Origin of the sequence: Flavihumibacter cheonanensis (assembly GCF_022352215.1) — a bacterium.
Taxonomy (GTDB): Bacteria; Bacteroidota; Bacteroidia; order Chitinophagales; family Chitinophagaceae; genus Flavihumibacter; species Flavihumibacter cheonanensis.
Map to the genome: position 1 here is coordinate 431,340 of NZ_JAKRWF010000002.1, position 21,492 is coordinate 452,831.

A 21,492-nucleotide genomic window follows, 5' to 3' on the forward strand; every position below is an offset into this window, starting at 1 on the left:
GTAGTTAAGCTGCCCAAACTTATCGATAATTGCTAAAAGGGAACCTACATTTGCAGCATGATGAATTGGAATACCTGTTTTACAAATGCAAGATTTGGTCAGGAGTATCGGTCGGCCCAGGCCAGAACTGCCTATGAGCGTGATTTCGACCGCCTGATTTTTTCTGCTGCTTTCCGTCGGTTGCAGGATAAAACACAGGTATTTCCATTACCCGGACCCGTACTCGTACACAATCGTCTGACCCATTCCCTCGAAGTAGCGAGTGTGGGGCGATCACTTGGTAAGTTAGTGGGACTGGAACTGGCTGAACTGGCTGATCCAGCTGCGCGCGAATTTTACCAGGCTGATTTGTCAAGCGTGATAGCTGCTGCCTGCCTGGCTCATGATATCGGGAACCCAGCATTCGGGCATTCCGGAGAGTCTGCCATCTCTGCTTATTTTACCGATGCAGCAGCAGAAACATTAAATGGTATTTCACTTCTTGAACATTTCAAGGAGGCGGAATGGCAGGATCTGACTCATTTTGAAGGTAATGCCAATTCCTTCCGGATCCTCACCCATCATTATGCGAATCGCCAGCAGGGAGGATATCAGTTAACCTATAGTACATTGGCGGCAATTGCCAAATATCCCTGTGCTTCCCTGGCAGCAGATGGCTCAGCAGTACACCGGAAGAAATATGGATTTTTTCAATCGGAGCAGGAGAGTTTCAGAAAAGTGGCGGAAACCCTTGGAATGGTGGCAGAACAGGAAGACCCACTTGTCTTCAGAAGACATCCCTTTGTGTACCTGGTGGAAGCCGCCGATGATATCTGTTATCGGGTAATTGATTGGGAAGATGCACATCGGTTAGGCATACTCGATAGCAAAACTGCTGTGGAAGCATTGGTGAACCTGCTGGAAACAGGAAGAAAGGAACGCATGGATCGCATTCATGTGACGCTGGATAAATTAAAAGGCGATTCCCGTGAACAGTTGGCCTTTCTCAGGGCTATGTCGATCAACCTGCTGGTGGAAACAGCGGTTCAGAATTTCATGAAAAATGAATCCGTATTACTAACAGGTAAGTATAACCGATCTTTACTGGATGAAGTAGAACCTGCCATGGGAGCTGCTTTGAAAGAAATCAACAATATAACGGTAAAGCGCATTTACAATCATGAAACGGTGGTAAAAATTGAACTGGCAGGATATGAAGTGATGCATTCGCTACTAAGTCATTTTATTCCGGCGGTATTGAACCAGCGACCCAGTCACAGGGAAAAGAAAGTATTGCAGTTATTACCGGATCAATACCGGGAAGAAGGAGCGGGTGCTTATGGAAAGGCATTAAATGTGGTAGATTTTATTGCAGGCATGACCGATTCCTATGCGATGGAATTGTACAAAAACCTGCGCGGTATCAGTTTACCCCGCCACACCTGATTCGTCTTCTCACATCTCACGTCTGACATCTCACTTTCCATATTGCTCCCAAAGCAGTGCAGCCACTTTCCTGGCCAGCACCCAACCTTCGTTTTCGGGTTCCCAGCTCTGATCCTGCTGATTTTTGGTAATAATGGAGAAGATATAAGGACCTTTTGGCGCCATCACCAGCAAGGTTTCACTTCTGGAGGCATTGACCGCACCATTTTTGGAAGCAATAAAAACTGTGGGCGGGTGAACGGAAATCGCTTCTTCATCCCAGAAATTTCTTCCCATGATGCGAAGCATCTGATCGGAAGCGGCTTTATCAATCACTTGTCCGCGATAAATCAGTTCCATCAGGGTACCCATTTCGCGGGGAGTGGTTTGTCCCCATCCATAGACCTGCTGATTTTCTTTTCTACCGGGAGTTCTGGAATTCACCCGGGTATGTTCTAACCCAAGTTGCGCCATCAGCTCATTAATCCGGGTTCCGGTACCAGCCAGCGATTGCAGCCATAAACTGGCAGTATTATCGCTGGTGGTCATCATCAGCATCATGACTTTCGCCAGTTGAATGGTTTCACCATCCTTGAAAGAGCCCAGGATATCTTCTCCTTCATAGAGAAGAGAATCTTTGTAGATCAGGGGTTGGTGGTAGGAGAGCTCCTTTTTATTGAGCTTGTCCATAATGCCAATCAATATGGGAATCTTGACCATGCTGGCGGTTGGGAAAATGCTATCTGCCTGAATGGCCACCGTTTTGCCTGTTTTAAGGTGTTTTACATAAATACCAACATCTCCTTTGAAATCCGCCGTAAGTTGGCGGAGTTTTTCCTCCAGTTTCCAGTCTGTTTTCTGTGCTGCGGAACTGATTGAAATACAAATAATTAGGAACGCGAAACTAAATCTGTTAAACATAGTAAAGGTTTAAGTATCCTGGCTTTAGCGATAATAACCATTTTTCTCAATTTCTTCCCGTACGGGTTCTGGAACCAAGTAGTGAATATCATTTCCTGCCTTGATCTGATCTCGGATAAAAGTGGCGGAGATATCCAGCAGGGGAGCATTTACAGCTGTTATATTCGCTTTAAGGACAGTACTAATAGGGAATCCTGGCCTTGGATAAACATAAAAACTGGTTCGTTGAACCAGGGTTTCAGCATTTTTCCATTTATGCAGGTTTTGTAAACCATCGCTTCCCATAACGATGCTGAATTCATGCTGGGAAAATTTCTCTTCAAGGTAGATCAGGGTATCAATGGTGTAGGAGGGCCTTGGTAAATGAAACTCAATATCTGTAGCCCGCAGCCGGTCAATTCCCTGGATAGCAAGCTTTGCCAGATGCAGGCGGTGATATTCATTTAAAAGACCATTGGAAGGTTTGAAAGGGTTCTGAGGTGATACTACCAGCCAGACCTGTTGAAGATCAGTCTGATAGGCCATCTGATGGGCTACGATACAGTGGCCTGTATGAATGGGGTTGAAGGAACCGAAATACAAACCGATTTTCATGATCTGTATTAAAGTTCTTCTACAAAAATATTACGCGCCTCATCCAGGCGGAGGCTCAGGTTATAACCTGAAACAGTAATTGCTATGGGATCACCCAAAGGTGCAATCTGTTCAATCCTGATTTTTTCACCAGGTACACATCCCATTTCCATCAACTTGAGAAAAATTTCATTGTTCTCAAAACTCTTGATGACGACCGTACGGCCGATTCCTATTTCTGATAATCGTTTCATATTTCCTTCTCCAAAACTACGATCGGCCATTAAATTTGTTTTACGAATTATGGAAATGATGCACAAAGCTACCGATAATATCTCCTTTCATTACCAGGCCTCCGGATTTAAGTTCTCTAATAGAACCCAGCTAAAAACTTTCCTGGCCACCCTTTTCAAGCGGGAGAAAAAAGCACTGGAGGAACTCAATTATATCTTCTGTACCGATGATTACCTTTTGGAGATCAACCGGAGCTTTTTACAGCACGATTATTATACGGACATAATCAGCTTTGAATTAGCCGAAAAAAAGCAACCCTCCCAGGGAGAAATCTATATCAGCATAGATCGGGTAAAGGAAAATGCCCGGGAAATAGGAGAATCTTTTCAGCGGGAGTTACACCGGGTAATCTTTCATGGAGCCTTACACCTCTGTGGATACCGCGACAAGTCCGCAAAAGAGACCACCTTAATGAGGGCTAAGGAAAATGAGTACCTGGATCTCTACTTTAATAACTGACTTGTTCCACGTGGAACATAAAGAATAGACGGTTACTATTCTCCCTGAGTGAAAGTTAATTGCTTTACTTATTCATACTTCAGTGAATTTTTTTGAGCAGCGTTAATTCTTAAGGAATGAGTATCGGCCACTTCAAAAATAACTTGTGGTACTGAGGGGCCACTTAACTGGAAAGCAGGCCTGCTTTTTAATTCAGATCATGTAGTAAAAATTCCTGTTCTTTTAGTCACCAAACATTGACTAGCAGATATTCTACCAATCCTTGAAATTTACCATATCAAAATAAGGATTTCATTGCCTGGGTTCCAGGTTATAAATTGACCATGATATAAGAGCTTGCCACGGTTTACTTTATAGTTCTTTCTTGAAGGAAGCCTCTCTTTTCATTCATTATACGTCCCCTTCCACCTTTTTCCCTCTTCCATTCCTCCTTTATCCATCCTCCCTTTCCTTTGTTTCCTCTACTATTTACCCCTCCGTTCCACGTGGAACATCATATTAATAACCACTGCTTACCTGAACTCTGTATTTTTGCACCTTAAATCATTTGAATGTTTCCTGAGTACGATGTTATTGTTGTGGGAGCCGGACATGCGGGTTGTGAAGCAGCTGCAGCCGCAGCTAATATGGGTAGCTCGGTTTTACTGGTAACCATGAACATGCAAACCATTGCGCAAATGAGTTGCAATCCTGCCATGGGTGGTATAGCAAAGGGCCAGATAGTACGTGAAATAGATGCACTGGGTGGTTATTCTGGCATCGTAACAGATCGCTCTACTATTCAATTCCGAATGTTGAATCGTTCAAAGGGTCCTGCTATGTGGAGTCCCCGAGCTCAGAACGACCGCATGCTATTTGCTGCAACCTGGAGAGAACTGCTCGAACAAACCAAAAAGGTAGATTTCTACCAGGATATGGTAAAGGGTTTACTTATTAAAGATGGCAGAGCAACTGGAGTTATTACCGGTTTAGGACATTCCATCCATGCCAAAGCCGTGGTTGTTACCAGTGGGACATTTCTGAATGGAATCATTCATATCGGGGAAAAAACCTTTGGTGGAGGGAGAGTAGCAGAAAAAGCAGCTACTGGTATTACCGAACAACTCGTTGAACTGGGTTTTGAAGCAGATCGATTGAAAACTGGAACACCGCCCAGGATAGATGGAAGAAGCCTGGATTACTCTAAAATGGAAGAACAGAAAGGAGATGAAAAGATTGTTGGATTTAGCTATCTACCTCAACCCCTGGTAAAAGCAGCCGATCAAAGAAGTTGCTTTATTACCTATACCAATAACCAAACCCATGAATTGTTGAAAACAGGATTCGACAGAAGCCCCATGTTCACGGGAAGAATTGAAGGAGTTGGTCCCCGCTATTGTCCCAGTATTGAAGATAAAATCAATCGATTCGCAGACCGCGAAAGACACCAGATCTTTGTTGAACCAGAAGGATGGAATACAGTAGAGATATATGTGAATGGATTCTCCACGTCTCTACCAGAAGATGTTCAGTATAAAGCACTCACTTCAATTCCAGGTTTTGAAAAGGCGAAGATGTTTCGACCGGGTTATGCCATCGAATACGATTACTTTCCACCAACCCAGTTAACCTATAGCCTGGAAACTAAAAAAATTCAGAACCTGTTTTTTGCCGGGCAAATCAACGGAACTACCGGGTATGAAGAAGCTGCCTGCCAGGGTTTGATGGCAGGAATTAATGCGCATCTTAAAATCAACCATTCTGAACCGTTCATTCTAAAAAGAAGTGACGCCTATATAGGTGTATTGATAGATGACCTTATATCAAAAGGAACAGAGGAACCTTATCGCATGTTTACCAGCCGGGCAGAATTCCGAACCTTGTTACGCCAGGATAATGCTGACCTACGCCTCACTGAGGCTAGCTACAGAATGGGACTAGCCAGCCAGGAAAGAATGGATGCGGTTCGATTGAAAAAGGAACAAACCGAACAAGTTAAAAAAACACTCCAGGAATTCTCTTTTGAACCAGCTGAAATTAATCCTTACCTGGAATCCATTCAATCGGCACCCATTCAACAAAAACAAAAAGCAGCACAAATGCTGCTGCGACCAAATATCAGTCTGGCAGAATTAAGCAAGGCTGTACCAAGATTTGAATCTAATCTGATTACCTTCAGAACTGAAGCTATCGAACAAGCGGAGATTCAGTTAAAATATGATGTGTATATAGAAAAAGAAAAGGAACTGGTGGGTAGAATGAACCAGATGGAAAACCTGGAAATTCCGGATAGTTTTGATTATTCAAAAGTTGCAGCAATTAGTAATGAAGCCCGGGAGAAACTAAAAAGAATCAAACCCAGAACCCTTGGACAGGCCAGTAGAATCAGTGGAATTAATCCAAGTGATGTACAAATCCTGATGGTCTATATGGGCAGATAAATGAAAAGGGCCTAATTAATATTATTTTTATTTTTCATATTAATTAGGCCCTTTAAATGCATCATCTGTTTATACCAATTCAGCTTTCCTGACAGGAATTTTCTTTCCAATCAATTTCTCAATATCTTTCAAATAGGCGCGTTCAGTAGAATCACAGAGAGATAAAGCAAAACCATTACGACCCGCTCTGCCCGTACGTCCAATGCGGTGTACATAGGTTTCGGGAATATTAGGGATTTCAAAATTGACAACAAAGCTTAGTTCATCAATATCTATTCCGCGGGCCGCAATATCTGTTGCGACTAATGCAGTAATTTTTCCTTCTTTGAATTCAGACAAAGCACGTTGCCTTGCACCCTGGGTTTTATCCCCATGAATCGCAGCAGAACTGATTCCTGATCTGTGAAGGAATTTGGATAGTTTATCTGCTCCGTATTTTGTTCGCGTAAAAATCAATACACGGTCCGTATCCTCTTCTTTTAGAATAGGGATCAAAACATCCTTCTTGGAATCCTTATCCAGGAACAATATTTCCTGGCGAACCAGTTCCGTCGTTGATGATACAGGATGAACAGCAACTGTTTCGGGTTGAACCAGCATACTATCAGCCAGCCTTTTGATTTCAGTGGGCATGGTGGCTGAGAAGAATAATGTTTGTCTTTTAACAGGTAACATCCGAACGATCCGCTTGACATCATGTACAAAGCCCATATCCAGCATCCTGTCGGCCTCATCCAGCACAAAGTAGCGGATGGTATCCAATGATAGTAAACCTTGCTGTACCAGGTCTAATAATCGTCCTGGCGTGGCAACCAGGATATCCACACCACGATTCAATTCCTGAACCTGCGGAACCTGTGATACCCCACCAAAAAGGGCAACACTTCGGAAAGGAAGATATTTTCCATAATCCCTGAAACTTTCCAGCACCTGGATGGCCAATTCCCGGGTAGGAGTTAAAACCAATACCTGGATGCCCCTAGCTTTAGTTGCATTCTTCCTGTCTTCTTCCATTAATTCCAAAACCGGAATGGCAAATCCTGCTGTTTTCCCGGTTCCCGTCTGGGCACAACCCAACAGGTCTTTACGTTGACGAATAATGGGAATAGCTTTACTCTGAATAGGGGTGGGGTTAGTATAACCCAAATCATTCAGCGCTCTTTGAATAGAGCCTGAAATAGCTAATTGCGAAAAACTCACGATAAAATTTTTAAATAAAAAATGAAGGCTAACTCAAGCCAGTGGCGTCTTAGAAACGAAACAACCAGCACGAGTAGGAGAAGAATTCGCAATAGCGGCTACGAGAATAAGAAATGCAAAGGTATCAATTAACAGCGGATTAAGCTGTTAAATTTAAAATTAACCCCCTAATCCGGCAGCTTTACTGATTTCCAGCATCCGATCAATTGGTTTTTTAGCAGCCAGTCGTAATTGCTCATCCATTAGAATTTCAGGAGTTTCATATTCCATACACAAATACAATTTCTCCAGGGTGTTAAGTTTCATATACGGACAATCATTGCACGCGCAACTGTTATCAGGAGGGGCAGGTATAAAGGTTTTACCCGGACTAGCTTTTTGCATCTGATGCAGGATGCCTGTTTCAGTGGCCACGATATAGGCAGATGATGCATCCTGCTGTGTGTATTTCAACAATTGGGTGGTACTTCCAATAAAATCAGCTATCTGTAGCAGGGGTTCCTCACATTCCGGATGTGCAATCAACTTTGCTTCTGGATGACGCACTTTCAATTTGGTAATTTTTTCCAAACTAAAGATTTCATGCACCATACAGGCGCCATCCCACAAAACCATATTTCTTCCTGATTTCTTATTCAGATAAGCTCCTAAATTTTTATCAGGCGCAAAAATGATCGGTTGATCAGCCGGTAAACTTTCAATGATCTTTTCTGCATTACTGCTGGTGCAAATGATGTCACTCAGCGCTTTAATATCAGCAGTACAGTTGATGTAAGAAATCACGATATGATTGGGGTGTTGCTCTTTAAATGCACGAAACCTCTCAGCTGGTGCTGAATCAGCCAGTGAACATCCAGCATTTAAATCAGGCAGTAATACCTTCTTTGTTGGGTTTAAAATTTTAGCAGTTTCGGCCATAAAATGAACCCCGGCAAAAACGATGATATCAGCAGTTGTCTTTTCTGCTTGCTGCGCAAGACCCAGGCTATCCCCAATATAATCCGCTACATCCTGAATATCCGGCTCCTGGTAATAATGCGCCAGGAGAATCGCATTCTTTTCTTTTTTAAGGCGTTCAATCTCATGGAATAAATCCAGCGTGGGGTCAATTTCTATATCCAGAAAGCCAACACGGGATACATTTTTTCTCGCTTCTTCCATGTTAATAACTGCCATAGTATATAATATATAATATTTTTAAAAAAATAACCTATTACTATTAGGGCTGTGGATATGGGGATAATATCTTTTAAATAAGTTGGAAATCTCAATATCATCAGCTTATCCACAGCTTTCCACATCTTACAAACCTACTGAATTCGGTTGATCATCGCAGTTTAGCCTGCTTATTCACAACAGTGGATTTCTATACCACTGTATAACAAAACTACTACCTTCCTGTTAGTTCAGATTGAATAAATAAGCACTTGTTCCACTTCTGCCGAATCAATTTTACCCATGCCCTTACTTATTCAAAATCTATCCCCGATTTAAAATTTCCAAAACCCGGCTTTTCCACCGATTTTTAAAGAGATCCACAAATACCTGTGAGTTTTAGTTTCACGATCCACGATTTATCGGTGAAAATATGATTGGATATGCATTTTCATTGTTGAAAAAGGGGTAAAATCTGTGAAACAATTTGAAAAATTAATATACATTAAGTTTTTAATGTATTACGACCAATTCATTCCGGTTGTACGACCGGATAGGTCTGAAAGGTAGAATTGAAGCGTATTTCCGGCTTTTTCCACAATTTGTTCATAAGTTGGAATTCCTTATTTTCGCTCCTCATTTTTTGAGTATAATATAATAGTATAATTAAATCGCACCATGTCGATCATTCAAAACATCAGGGATAAGGCAGCCTGGCTTGTATTTATCATTATCGCGTTGAGTTTGCTTGGCTTTTTATTAATGGATTCTGTTTCAGGCGCCCGGGGTCGTGGAATCTTTGGTGGCAATCAAACTTCGCTTGGATCTGTAAACGGACAGGAAATTGATTATGTGGAGTTTCAGAAAAGATTGCAACTGCAGGAAAGTCAATTACAGCAGCAGGGTTATCCCATCAACGAAATGATGCGGCAAAATATCCAGGAACAGGTTTGGAATCAGTTCATTGAAGAAAATGTTCTGGAAAACGAATTCAAAAAATTGGGATTGGCCGTAAGTAGCCAGGAATTAAATGATATTCTGTTCGGAGATAATCCTCCTGCTGATTTTCGCCAGCAGTTCACCAATGAAAATGGACAGTACGATGCGAATAAAGCCAAACAGGCAGTAGATGCTCTGAAAAAGCAGAAGAATGATCCGATGGCTAAAAATTTCACGGAGCAATACCTGCCTGCTCTCGCCAATTTCCGGCTTCGGGAAAAGTATACTGCCTTATTGGCCAATACTTATTACATTCCAAAATGGATGGCGGAAAAAACAGCTGCTGAAAACAGCCAGATTGCTGCTATCAAATTTGTAGCTGTACCATATAACACAATCAGCGATAGCCTTCCCGAGGTAAAAGTTACCGATGAAGATATCACTGCATATATTTCTAAAAGAAAAGAAGAATTCAAGCAGGAAGCTTCCCGCAGCATCAGCTATGTAAGTTTCAGTGCAGCTCCTACAACAGAGGACACAGCTGCAGTTCGTACCAACCTGGAAAACCTTCGCGAAGAATTCAGAAATGCCAGCGATGCTGCCCAGTTTCTTACCAGGAACAATAGCGATGTTCCCTATTTTGACGGATATGTCCTGAAATCAAGATTACAGGTTCCAAATGCTGATACCATTCGGGAGCTTCCGGATGGAGCTGTTTACGGCCCATATATAGATGGTGGAAATTATGTAGTGGCTAAAATGCTGGGTAAACGCAGTCTCCCTGACAGTGTTAAATGTCGCCATATCTTAATCAGTACGCAAACCAATACAGATAGTGTTGCCAAATCCCGAATTGATTCAATCGTTGGAGCTATCCGTGGAGGAGCCAGCTTTGCAGCCATGGCTGCACAATTCAGCGAAGATCCTGGAAGCAAAGACAACGGTGGTGAATATGATTTTGGTAGCCAGCAGATGGGTAATCTTGCCAAAGAATTCGCTGATTTCATTTTCTATGGTTCTACCGGCGAGAAAAAAGTTGTAAAAACTGATTTTGGTTACCACTATATAGAGGTATTAAATCAGAAAGGTTTTGAACAAGCATACAAAGTAGCATACCTGAGCCGTCCTATTATGGCCAGTCAGCAAACGGAGAACACAGCTTCCGGTGCTGCTAACCAGTTTGCCGGAGAAAGCAGAAATGCAAAATCCTTTGACGAGAACGCAAACAAAAAAAATCTAACCAAGCTGATCGCCCAGGAAATCAAAGCAAATGATATCATGATTCCCGGACTTGGCTCTAGTCGCCAGTTGGTTCGTTGGGTAAATGAAGCATCTATCGGAGAGGTTTCTGAACCATTCAATATTGAGGATAAATATATTGTTGCGGTTCTTACAGAAATCAACAAGGAAGGTTTGATGTCGCCCGTGAAAGCCCGTGCGCTTGTTGAATTCCAGGTACGCAACCAGAAAAAAGCAGAAGTTATTAAAAAGAAAATCGGAACTTCCAATACGCTGGATGCGGTAGCCGCTGCTACACAACAATCGGTATTGAGTGCTGATAGCGTTAAATTCTCTTCTCCCTTTATTCCAAATGTTGGGCAGGAACCTAAAGTGATCGGAGCTGCTTTTAACAAGGCCTATCAATCAGCAGTTTCTGCACCCATCGCAGGAAACGGAGCAGTGTTTGTTTTGAAAACCGAGTCTGTTTCAGCAGTATCAGATGGTGGATTGAATGCTGAAGAGCAGCGCAAAATGATGATGCAGCAAATGCGTCAGTCAGCCGGTTTCCGCGCAGTTGACGCTCTTCGCAAAGCAGCTACTGTAAAAGACGAACGTGCCAAAGTGCTCTGAGCATTGCGTTAAATATATACAAGGGGATGCTTTCGGGTATCCCCTTTTTTAATTTACTAACTTTGTTCTCCCAAAGCTGTTAGTATCTAAAACAATTCAGATGGCAGATCAGATTGTAAATAAAGTGGCTGAAAGTGGATTGATTACACTCGACCTGGAAGTATACCTTCCCCGCGAAATAATTGTAGAATTTGACCTGGCGAATCACCTGTACATGGGCCTGATTCTGAAAGAAAAGGAATTCCGGGAAGCAATGAAACAATTGGATTGGGAGCAATACCGCGGAAAAATGGTAGCAGTTACCTGCACTGCAGATGCGATTATTCCCATGTGGGCCTATATGCTGGTGGTTAGCTATCTCCAACCGGTAGCTTCAGCTGTTTACCAGGGATCGGCTGCAGAATTTCGCAAGCAAGTTTTCCTCCATCGGCTGGCCACAATTGATGCCACCGAATTTAATGATAAACGCGTGGTGATAAAGGGTTGTGGCGATCAACCTATTGGTGAGTATGCCTATTTTGAAATCACCCGGATCCTGTTACCGCATGCAAAGTCGATCATGTATGGGGAACCCTGCTCCACCGTTCCAGTTTTTAAGCGCCGGTAAAAGCTGTCAGACAGATGTCTAGACACCTGTCTGACGTTTTAAAAATGCAGCAGCTTTCTCCAGGTCTTCCGGCGTATCAATATTAACGCCCAGGTAATCAGTTATCACCATTTTAAGTGGAATGCCATTTTCAAGATACCGCAGGCATTCAATTTTTTCTGCTGCTTCGAGTGGCGTCATTGACCAGCCAGTGAAGTTCATGAGCGCCTGCTTGCGATAGGCATACACCCCCACATGTTCATACCAGGTTATTGCTTGCTCGGTACTACGTGGATAAGGAATCGGACTGCGACTGAACAATAAAGAATTACTGAACTTGTCCACTACCACTTTCACCACATTCGGATTCTTCACTGCTTCCGCATCATGCATTTCCTGCATCAGCGATCCCACCTGAACAGCAGGGTCCTGAAAGGAGGCCAGTAATTTTTCCAGCGGTGCTCTTTTCACAAAGGGCATATCTCCCTGCACATTCAGAATGATATCCACCTCAATGTTCTCTACGATTTCTGCAATCCGGTCGCTTCCACTTTCGTGAGAACGCTGACTGCGATATACCTTCCCACCAATGGCTGCAATCTCAGCATCGATTACATCACTATCGGTTACCACACTTACTTCATCAAACAATCCGGTAGCCAGGGTATTTTCATACACTTTCCGGATGACTGTTGAGTTACCCAGTGGCTTCATCAGTTTTCCCGGAAATCTGGTGGCATCGTATCGAGCCGGAATCATGGCAATGGTTTTCCCCATCAGTTGCTAATTTGTTCGCAAAGATGCATCAATAATCGGTCTTGATCTTCTTATCAAAAGGAATCCTGAACTGATAGCCGAGATCTTCATCAGTACGGTCGTCCAGTACATCTAAACCATATTTTAATTTTGCGGGATCCACATACCGGAAGGTTCCAAAAAGCCGGTCCCACACGGAGAAAATATTCCCATAATTGGTGTCCGTTAGCGGTCGCTCAAAATGATGATGTGCCTTATGCATATTGGGTGAAACAAAAACCAGGCTGATCGGGTAATCCAGCCATCGCGGTACGCGAATATTGGCATGATTAAAATGAGTGAAAAGTGCGGCACAACCGCGATATAAAAAATACAGCCAAACCGGAGTTCCAATGACCAAGATCCCAATAATGGTACTGGTTTCCCGGAACAACCATTCACCAGGATGGTGCCGGGTTCCGGTAGTAACATCTACTTTGGTATCGCTATGGTGAACCATATGAAACTTCCACATGAACTTCACCTTGTGCATCAGCCAGTGTGGAATGTACTGGCCAAACAAATCCATAAAAAGCAGACCGATAAAAATCTGCATCCAGCCAGGCATGGCAATCCACTGCAGTAACCCAAACTCATTGGAAACAGCGAGACTGCAAAACCAGATTGTTACCAGGCCAAAAATCAGATTAAGCACCAGGGTGGTACCCAGGAAAACCAGGTTCACGCCTGCATGCCGGGTTCGGTTAAACTGAAATTTGAAAAGTGGATAATAGCCTTCCAGCAACCAGAAAAAAATCATTCCGCCCATCAGGAACAGAATTCGATGAGCTGAAGGGATGGTTTCCCAATAGGTAAAAAAAGCTTCCATGTGCAGGCAATTGTTCTTACAAGTTACCAAAGCGGAAACAGGTTTGGAACAAGTGTAGAAGAATCTTGATTCAAATCATCTTATGCTACTTGCTGCTTCAGTTGAAACCCAGATCCGTAACCCGGTTACCGCAGGACCTACAAATCACTTCTGAAGTAAACACGCTTTCTGCATTGCCTCTTAGTCGGGCAATCCAGCGATTCCACCAGTTCAGAGAAGTTACATGGGTGCGCCGTTCCAGTGCCTTCGCACCACAGGAGGGGCAGGGCAAGGTTTGCAAATAGGCATCGGTAGCTGCATCCAGCAGGGAGATTGCTTTGGAGAGGTCATCGTTCAGCACCATGAGTTTCATCCCGCCAATAGCCGGACTCAAAAATGGGTCAATAGTAACGGTATTTTCATCCTTGAGATGGCAATTGATCCCATGCTCTTTGAGCAGGTTCAGCTGAATATTTGCCTGGATATAATTGTCGTATGACCGGATCTGTACAAAATGCATGAAGGAAAATCAGGATCAGGCATTCAGCATCAGCGGCATCACCAGCATCAGGAGCTCTTCGTATTCATCTGCCTCCATGGGGCGAATGATACCGGCTTTGGTTGGGGTGGATAATTCCATCCGAACTTCATCGCTCTCGGCAGCATTTAGCATTTCAATCAGGAAACGGGCATTGAAAGCGATGGAAAGATCTTCGCCATCATACTGACATTTCATGCGTTCGTTGCCCTCGAAGCTGAAATCAATATCCTGCGCGGCCAGTTGCAATTCACTGCCGGAGATATTCAGAACAACCTGGTTGGTGCTTTTATTGGAGAATACGCTTACACGGCGAAGGGCACCCTGGAAATCGGACTTGCTGACAATCATTTTGTAGGGATTGTCAGCCGGGATCACTACTTTATAATCAGGGAAGCGGGCATCAATAAGGCGACAGCTCATCTGAGTATTACCATGTGTGACAAACAGATGATTGCTATTATAGCTGACTGTGATCACATCGTCGTTATCTGGCAATGCTGATTTCAGGATGTTCAGCGGCTTTTTTGGAACGATGAAGGAATCACCTTTGGGGCATTTTACATCTGTGCGTTTGTAGCGAACCAGGCGATGCGCATCGGTAGCCACGAACTGAACAAAATTTTTATCCAGCTCAAAATACACACCCGTCATAGCCGGACGCAGATCATCATTGCTCACTGCGAACAATGTTTTATTGATGCCGGTAACCAATGCGCTGCTGGTCATTTCAAAAGAAGTGGTATCATCAGCAGATGGTTCTTTCGGGAAATTGTCGGGATTTTCACCCATTACCTTATACTTACCATTATCGCTGGTCATTTCGATACCAAAATTCTTATCGATATTGAAAGTAAGGGGCTGATCAGGTATGTTCTTGAGAGAATCAATCAGAATCTTGGCGGGAATACAAACCCGTCCATTTTCTTTCGCTTCGATATCCATCTGCACCCGCATAACCGTTTCCAGGTCGGTGGCCACCACATTCAATTTGTTCTTATCAATTTCAAACAGGAAATCTTCCAGGATGGGTAAAACTGTATTGGCATTGATAACACCACTGATCTGTTGGAGCTGTTTCAATAAAGCCGATGAGCTAACGATGAACTTCATAAAACGGTTGCGATTTATAAGGGACGAAACTAAGGAATTCCGGCCATTCTTAGATTGGGATATGGGGAAGATTGGAAAGGGCGGCCGGTTATTTTCGGGGAATCTTTCAAATTGGGTTTTTTCCTCATTACCGTAATGCGGAACTTTATAAAATGTTGCAGGGAAAAAGACTGACTCCGGATCAGGCCTTACCAAAGGCGCGTCATTTTTGTGGGTACCAGGAACGTTGCCACCAGGAAGTAAAGAATAAATTATTCAGCTTTGGCCTGAACCGCCAGGAAGTGGAAAACCTGATTGCTACTCTTATTGAAGAGGATTATCTGAATGAAGAGCGGTTTGCCATTCAGTTTGCCGGTGGTAAATTCCGAATGAAAGGATGGGGCAGAGGCCGGATCAAAAATGAATTGCAGCAAAGGCAGGTGAGTGAATACTGTATAAAAAAGGCGATGAAGGAGATTCCGGAGCCGGCATACCTTGAAACACTGGAGAAACTTGCCCGAAATCGGTGGGACAGTTTAAATGGAGAGGATAAATTTTCGCGACTACGAAAAACCCAGGATCACCTGCTGTATAAAGGATACGAATGGGACCTGATAAAAGAAGTGATGAAAGGATTGCAATCCGGGCAAACTTCCGACGAATGAAGTAATTTCAGGTATGTCAACCCTTACCATAACCACCATTCAATCTTCACTGCATTGGGAGGATCCAGCGGCTAATCGCCGGATGTTTGCCGAAAAAATTGATTCGGTTTCTGAAAAAATGGAACTGGTTGTTTTGCCGGAAGCCTTTACCACCGGCTTTTCCATGCAGCCCGAAAAGCTGGCCGAAACTATGGATGGCCCCACGGTTAACTGGATGAAATCCCTTGCTGCGCACAAAAGAATAATCCTTACCGGATCAGTTTTTATAGAGGAAGAGGGTCACTATTTCAACAGACTGCTCTGGGTTTTACCAAACGGACAGGTGGGTCATTATGACAAACGACATCGCTTTGCCTATGCAGGTGAGGACCAGCATTTCAGTGCCGGAAGCCGACGCTTTATTGCATCCGTCAAAGGTTGGCGCATATTTCTGCAAGTCTGCTACGACCTGCGTTTTCCGGTCTGGAGCCGGCAACAATCTCACCCGCCGGGGCGTGGTGCCACCCATCGCGGCGGAGTGCCATCCGCCGGGGCGGAATACCACCGGACGGGTGAGTATGATTTGCTGATTACAGTCGCGAACTGGCCGGAGCGGCGCAATCATGCCTGGAAAACCCTACTCGCCGCAAGAGCTATTGAAAATCAATGTTATGTGGTAGGTGTTAACCGGGTTGGAGAGGATGGAAACGGGATCTATCACAGTGGCGACTCAATGATCCTGGACCCATTGGGAACCCCCCTTTACCAGAAGGAACATGGAGAAGATATTCATACGCTAACCCTTGACATATCCAATCTGGATAAAATCCGGCAGCAACTACCTTTTCTTCGCGATGCCGACGCATTCACTCTGTTAAATGAATCACCTGATGCCTGAACCAACCATCCACCATTTTGTCAATGGCCGCATTTTTACCGGCGAAACCTGGTTAAATGAAGCAATCATATCTGTTGAGGAAGAAAGAATAGTGGAAATTTCCCCTCATCCGCCGCGGCGGAGTGCCACTCCGCCAGGTCGGGTGCCACCCGACCGGTACAAGGATTTGCAGGGGGGTATGCTCGTGCCGGCCTTTATTGATGTGCAATTGTATGGTGGTGATGGCCAGCTTTTTGGTGTTCATCCTTCTGTGGAAGCCATCCGCGCCACAGTGGATTATTCGCGAAGAGGCGGAGCCCATCTGATCCTGCCTACTGTAGCAACCAATGATAATACCGTTGCGCTGGCTGCCATCGAATCAGTGAGGGATTATCTGAACCAGGGAGGTAAAGGTGTATACGGACTTCACCTCGAAGGACCCTTCCTGAATCCTGTTAAGCGGGGTGCGCATGTACTGGAGAAAATTCAATCGCCCTCCATGGATAAACTACGTGCACTGGTTGAACCTGGCCGGGGTATCATTAAGATGATGACCATCGCACCGGAACTCTTTCAACCGGATCAGATTCAATACCTGAAAGATGCCGGTATTATTCTATCAGCGGGACATAGCAATGCAAGTTTTGAGGAGGCGAATAAAGGGTTTGACCTGGGGATTACTACCTGCACCCATTTATTCAATGCAATGTCGCCTTTGCAACACCGCGCCCCTGGATTGGTAGGCGCCATCCTGGCACATCCGACCATTGCCTCCAGCATTGTACCGGATGGATACCATGTGGATGCAGTGGTAATCAAAATGGCCAAGCAGCTGATGGGGGAACGATTGTTCATTATTACGGATGCGGTTACAGAGAGCAATACCGGGAATTATTTGCACCAGTTGCGTGGAGATCATTACACATTACCGGATGGAACGCTTTCAGGATCTGCATTGACCATGCTGTCAGCGGTGCAGTTTTGTGTTAAAAAAGTCGGAATTTCAATAGAAGAAGCGGTACGAATGGCTTCCTTGTATCCTGCCAGGGTATTGGGTATTGAGAAAGAGTGGGGCAAACTGGCAGTAGGATACAGGCCGGAATGGTTTTGGATACCATCACTTTAAAAAAATACTTCTATGGCAAAGTTGAATGCAATCGGTCTGGATGAAGCCAAAGCGGCTGATCTGGCCGGAAGACTGAATACCCTACTCGCCAACTATTCCATATTTTATCAGAATACGCGAGGTTATCACTGGAATATCAGAGGCGAAAAATTCTTTGAACTGCATGTAAAATTTGAAGAATTATATAATGATCTCCTTTTAAAAATTGATGAGATCGCTGAGCGTATACTCACGCTTGGATTTTCACCGGCACATAATTATTCCGATTATCACACGATGGCTACGATTAAAGAAAGCAGGGAAGTAGCGGATGGTATGAAGGCGGTGGAAAATATCCTGGGCTCTTTTCAAACGATTATTGGCCTGCAGCGTGAGCTGTTGAAAGTATCTGAAGATGCTAACGATGAAGGAACGAACGCACTCATGAGCGATTATATCCGGGCACAGGAAAAACTGGTTTGGATGTACTCAGCGTTTTTGAATAATTGATTTAGCGGATCAATAAAAAACTTCCCTTTTTCTGTTGCAAGGATTGGCCATTGAGCTGGTATTGTATATTGAAAAGATAATTCCCGCTGTTTTGTTCCACTCCATTTATAGAGCCATCCCATCCGACAGAGGGGTTATTCGTGCTGAAAACTTTCTGCCCGAATCTATTAAAGATTTGAAGTGAGTAATAAGTTACTTCTCCATAAAGTAGCGGACGAAAACGATCGTTTCTGCCATCCCGGTTAGGTGTGAATGCATTGGGAACATATAAACCAAACATGCACTGTTTCTGAACAATAGAAATTGTATCTGTGCCAGTACAATTATTAAAATCTGTAACTGTTAAACTATAAGTTCCTGGTTTGCTGATAGTGATATTATTGTTGTTACTTCCGGTATTCCATGAATAGGATTTATATTCTCCAGCGGGCAACAGAAACAATTCCTGGTATTGACATATGCTGCTATCCTCTCCCAAAAATCCTTTTGGAACGGATACGATGTTGGTTATAAAAGTTGTATCAGAACCCAAACATCCATTCTGATCCTGTACCGAAACCCAATATTTTCCGGGATTGTTTACCAGTAAAGAAGTTGAACTGGAATTATCCTGCCAGGTGTATCGTGAAAATCCTGCACCCGGGCTTAGTAATCTTTCTTCCCCCTCACAAAGGATGGAAGTTTTATCCAGGATAGGACGAGGCCTGGCAAATACATTCAAAATAGTAGCAGTATCTGCTACCTCGCAACCATTTCTATCAAAAGCACGAAGGATATATGTACCAGCCGTTTTCGCAATAATATTTTTTTCAAAAGAACCAGTGTTCCACTGATAGTTATCAAATGAGTTATCAGCAGTAAATTCAGCTTGCTCTCCTTCACATAAAACGGTATCCTCACCAATGAAAAGGGCAGGTTGGGGGTGAACTGCAATTGATAATTCATCCTGGTAGCGGCACCCACCAGCGGCAATACCAGTAAAATAATATACAGCTGGCTCGGTTGCTTTTATTGACAAATTTGCAGCGTTTCCAACCAAATTGCTATTGATATCGAGCCACTGAAACTGTTGCAAACTGTCTGGTGCAAAAAAGCTCAAAGTTGTTCCAACACATACAACCGTGTCTTTGGCAAAATCAATTCTTATTGCAGATCTGATATCTACAATTATAGTATCAGTTTGATAATTATTGCAATAGTCAACTCCTGTAACCCAATACTTTCCACCTGACTTAATTGAAACAGAGGCTGATTGTTCACCTGTAGACCAGGAAATAGATTTATACTTGCCAGGAACTTCTAGCGTCAACGTGGTTCCTTCACAAATACTGGTATCAGGTCCCAGTTCCAGTGTTGGAGGAAGTTCGCCAATTGGCCTGGTGATAAAAGAGTCAATGATTGGAACACAGGTTCCTTTCAAAAAAGCGAATATTTTTTGTTCTGCCAGTTGTGTGAATCGAACTGAGATGGAGTTATCTGTACGGCTTACTTCTTCTGCACCGTCTGGTAAATTCCAGGAAACAGTTTGCACACAATTTTCGTTTCTATCTGCGGTGTAGGTGTAAATACCTGACAGGTTACAAAAAGTTTCAGGACCTCTAATATTAATAAAACTGCAGGAATCCAGATAATCTCTGCATTCCTTATCAAAGTATTTTACCTGGGGATATTCTTCAATCAAATCCAACGTAGAATTTTCAACTGAAATGGAAGAATTGGAATATTCATAGTTAATAAAATCCGTGGCTTTTGGAATGGCAGTTTCCACTACTTCGTATCTACCCGCATAATAAGCACAAATTTTGGTATCCTGATTGAAATCAGGATCAAATCGCTGAATGGTCAGTTTATTATTGGTAGCAAATGGATCCAGTCCTTCTCCTGCTGAACTGCCCATAATCATCAGGGAACCGTCTGTGCCAACTGCCCCCATTCCCTGCGTGATTCCAATGTTATATTTAGTGCGATCCCAGAGAAGTTTAAAGTCTTTATCAAATTTAAATACGAAAGAAGTGGTACGATCAATATTAGGAAAGCTGATATTCATACTTTGAAGCTGAACATAAAACTCGTTATCATCAATTACTCTAATCCCAAATTCACTAGGAAAATATTTCTCATATTCATCTCGCAGGCGAACGGATTTTTCAATGTTTGCATCGGTATCTAAATAAGCAATTGTGGTTAGGTAGTAGGGTTCGGGAGGCTTGATGTAGGTTCCAGTCATAAGTAATCGGTCACCCATTTTCGCGACACTAAAAACCTGCAGAAAGTCCGTTTCATTTCCAAATCGCTTAACCCATTCTATTTCACCGGTAGAAATATTAATTCGTACCAACACCGAAACACTTCTTGAAGTCGGGGATTCAAAATCAGAACCACCGAAGAGAATTGGAATAAAGATTGAGTTGCCGACTACTGCGGGTTCATAAATAATAGTATTAGTAAGATTGTGTAATTCTGTAAACCGGAGCTTTTTGTTCCAAATAACATCTCCATTAGTGCTGAACTTTGTAATAACTGTTCCTTTGGTGACATCATTTCTTGACAGATGGATAAAAGAATTATCGGGCAAGATGGTTGTTTTAAGGGGATACAGAAATTGACCATTTTGACTTATCTTTTTCGTCCAGACTTTAGTTCCATTATCAAGTAATTTAAAAAGGCCACTCTCCCCAAAGCCCCAAACTCTCGTATAGGCCCCCATATTTATACCGTTTCCAGTGCTGTTCACATAATTAATTTCAAAAGCATGATCTGTTTTATAACCCCAATTCACACAGCCCTCTTTTGTAATATTTACCAGCAAGGATTGTTCAAAAACCACTTTATTTCGGGAGGCCAGCAAATATCCTTTTTCTTCCGTGTTAGATATCGACCTGGGTAAATGATATCCGTAATTGTTTCCCACCCAGGCACCCATATTAGGCTTCCCGACAGGAATCCTTCCGGGCTTGAATATCATTTTTGTTACGGTGTCACTGCACACTCCATTGGTTGCAATCAGCGTAAAATAATGATATCCAGCCTTAAGAATTCCAATAGGCTGAAAATTATCATAGAATATTTCCGGGTACTGCGAAGTGCTTGTTTTGAAAGATGTAAAGTTTTTACTCGTGTTTACCACCCGATGAACCGATACACCACCCATATAATCTGTGATGGAGTCTACCTGAATTTCAAAATCAGCTATAACCTGGCAATCTGTAGATTGAGCCCTGCTTAGAATTGGATAGAATAAGGTTAATAAAAGAAAAAAGATCCAGATCTTCATTATTTCCGTGACGATTAGCGTCTAATGTACTCTATATGAGTAAAATA

General features: G+C 43.2%; 19 protein-coding genes. 9 read left to right on the top strand and 10 right to left on the bottom strand.

Annotation, left to right across the window (positions count from 1 at the left end; all coding sequences use genetic code 11):
* Positions 1-57 precede the first annotated feature (57 nt).
* A complete protein-coding gene (locus MD536_RS11205) occupies positions 58-1,425 on the top strand; it encodes a deoxyguanosinetriphosphate triphosphohydrolase (protein WP_239599089.1) in 1,368 nt (455 codons plus the stop codon).
* Between the two features lie 30 nt (positions 1,426-1,455).
* Here MD536_RS11205 and MD536_RS11210 read toward each other — a convergent pair whose 3' ends face one another.
* Genes MD536_RS11210 through MD536_RS11220 form a run of 3 tightly spaced genes read right to left on the bottom strand, consistent with a single transcriptional unit; the run spans position 1,456 to position 3,182 of the window.
* Positions 1,456-2,325: a serine hydrolase gene (locus tag MD536_RS11210; protein ID WP_239599091.1), complete on the bottom strand. Its 870-nt coding sequence runs from the start codon at positions 2,323-2,325 to the stop codon at positions 1,456-1,458.
* A gap of 24 nt (positions 2,326-2,349) precedes the next feature.
* The gene (gene nadD / locus MD536_RS11215) at positions 2,350-2,919 is read right to left on the bottom strand and encodes a nicotinate (nicotinamide) nucleotide adenylyltransferase (protein ID WP_239599093.1); all 570 of its coding nucleotides are present in this window, start codon (positions 2,917-2,919) and stop codon (positions 2,350-2,352) included.
* Positions 2,920-2,927: 8 nt separating this feature from the next.
* Positions 2,928-3,182: a FeoA family protein gene (locus MD536_RS11220; RefSeq protein WP_239599095.1), complete on the bottom strand. Its 255-nt coding sequence runs from the start codon at positions 3,180-3,182 to the stop codon at positions 2,928-2,930.
* 25 nt (positions 3,183-3,207) lie between these two features.
* Between MD536_RS11220 and ybeY the strand changes: the two genes are divergently transcribed.
* On the top strand, positions 3,208-3,651 hold the full coding sequence (gene ybeY, locus MD536_RS11225) for an rRNA maturation RNase YbeY (protein ID WP_239599123.1): 444 nt from the start codon (positions 3,208-3,210) through the stop codon (positions 3,649-3,651).
* 551 nt (positions 3,652-4,202) lie between these two features.
* Positions 4,203-6,071: a tRNA uridine-5-carboxymethylaminomethyl(34) synthesis enzyme MnmG gene (gene mnmG, locus MD536_RS11230; RefSeq protein ID WP_239599125.1), complete on the top strand. Its 1,869-nt coding sequence runs from the start codon at positions 4,203-4,205 to the stop codon at positions 6,069-6,071.
* A 69-nt stretch (positions 6,072-6,140) separates the two neighbouring features.
* Here mnmG and MD536_RS11235 read toward each other — a convergent pair whose 3' ends face one another.
* Both MD536_RS11235 and nadA read right to left on the bottom strand, forming a co-directional pair.
* Entirely contained in the window at positions 6,141-7,271 is a 1,131-nt protein-coding gene (locus MD536_RS11235; RefSeq protein ID WP_239599127.1) for a DEAD/DEAH box helicase, read from the bottom strand.
* Between the two features lie 159 nt (positions 7,272-7,430).
* Complete coding sequence (gene nadA / locus MD536_RS11240; RefSeq protein ID WP_239599130.1) at positions 7,431-8,447, bottom strand: quinolinate synthase NadA; 1,017 nt, start codon at positions 8,445-8,447, stop codon at positions 7,431-7,433.
* 657 nt (positions 8,448-9,104) lie between these two features.
* On the opposite strand from nadA, the gene MD536_RS11245 reads away from it, so the two are divergent.
* Both MD536_RS11245 and MD536_RS11250 read left to right on the top strand, forming a co-directional pair.
* Positions 9,105-11,216: a peptidylprolyl isomerase gene (locus MD536_RS11245; protein WP_239599132.1), complete on the top strand. Its 2,112-nt coding sequence runs from the start codon at positions 9,105-9,107 to the stop codon at positions 11,214-11,216.
* 100 nt (positions 11,217-11,316) lie between these two features.
* Complete coding sequence (locus MD536_RS11250) at positions 11,317-11,823, top strand: DUF2480 family protein (protein WP_239599134.1); 507 nt, start codon at positions 11,317-11,319, stop codon at positions 11,821-11,823.
* An 18-nt stretch (positions 11,824-11,841) separates the two neighbouring features.
* Here the strand turns inward: MD536_RS11250 and kdsB are convergent, their stop codons facing one another.
* From kdsB to dnaN, 4 genes are all read right to left on the bottom strand, one after another.
* Positions 11,842-12,579 (bottom strand): 3-deoxy-manno-octulosonate cytidylyltransferase, encoded by a 738-nt coding sequence (gene kdsB, locus MD536_RS11255; protein ID WP_239599135.1) that lies wholly within the window; start codon positions 12,577-12,579, stop codon positions 11,842-11,844.
* Positions 12,580-12,607: 28 nt separating this feature from the next.
* Positions 12,608-13,426, bottom strand: a complete 819-nt coding sequence (locus tag MD536_RS11260; RefSeq protein ID WP_239599137.1) for a sterol desaturase family protein — start codon at positions 13,424-13,426, stop codon at positions 12,608-12,610.
* A gap of 97 nt (positions 13,427-13,523) precedes the next feature.
* The gene (locus tag MD536_RS11265; protein ID WP_239599139.1) at positions 13,524-13,925 is read right to left on the bottom strand and encodes a putative signal transducing protein; all 402 of its coding nucleotides are present in this window, start codon (positions 13,923-13,925) and stop codon (positions 13,524-13,526) included.
* Positions 13,926-13,940: 15 nt separating this feature from the next.
* Positions 13,941-15,056 (bottom strand): DNA polymerase III subunit beta, encoded by a 1,116-nt coding sequence (gene dnaN, locus MD536_RS11270; protein WP_234866402.1) that lies wholly within the window; start codon positions 15,054-15,056, stop codon positions 13,941-13,943.
* Positions 15,057-15,208: 152 nt separating this feature from the next.
* On the opposite strand from dnaN, the gene MD536_RS11275 reads away from it, so the two are divergent.
* Genes MD536_RS11275 through MD536_RS11290 form a run of 4 tightly spaced genes read left to right on the top strand, consistent with a single transcriptional unit; the run spans position 15,209 to position 18,171 of the window.
* Positions 15,209-15,700 carry a regulatory protein RecX gene (locus tag MD536_RS11275; RefSeq protein ID WP_239599141.1) on the top strand — a complete coding sequence of 164 codons (492 nt, stop codon included), beginning with the start codon at positions 15,209-15,211 and terminating at the stop codon, positions 15,698-15,700.
* Between the two features lie 13 nt (positions 15,701-15,713).
* Complete coding sequence (locus MD536_RS11280) at positions 15,714-16,577, top strand: nitrilase family protein (RefSeq protein ID WP_239599143.1); 864 nt, start codon at positions 15,714-15,716, stop codon at positions 16,575-16,577.
* Complete coding sequence (gene nagA, locus MD536_RS11285) at positions 16,558-17,682, top strand: N-acetylglucosamine-6-phosphate deacetylase (protein WP_239599157.1); 1,125 nt, start codon at positions 16,558-16,560, stop codon at positions 17,680-17,682. The genes MD536_RS11280 and nagA overlap by 20 nt, the downstream gene beginning before the upstream one ends.
* 12 nt (positions 17,683-17,694) lie before the next feature.
* Positions 17,695-18,171, top strand: coding sequence for a Dps family protein (locus MD536_RS11290; protein WP_239599159.1), 477 nt, complete (start codon positions 17,695-17,697; stop codon positions 18,169-18,171).
* Position 18,172: 1 nt separating this feature from the next.
* Here MD536_RS11290 and MD536_RS11295 read toward each other — a convergent pair whose 3' ends face one another.
* Complete coding sequence (locus tag MD536_RS11295) at positions 18,173-21,445, bottom strand: T9SS type B sorting domain-containing protein (RefSeq protein ID WP_239599160.1); 3,273 nt, start codon at positions 21,443-21,445, stop codon at positions 18,173-18,175.
* Positions 21,446-21,492: the final 47 nt, after the last annotated feature.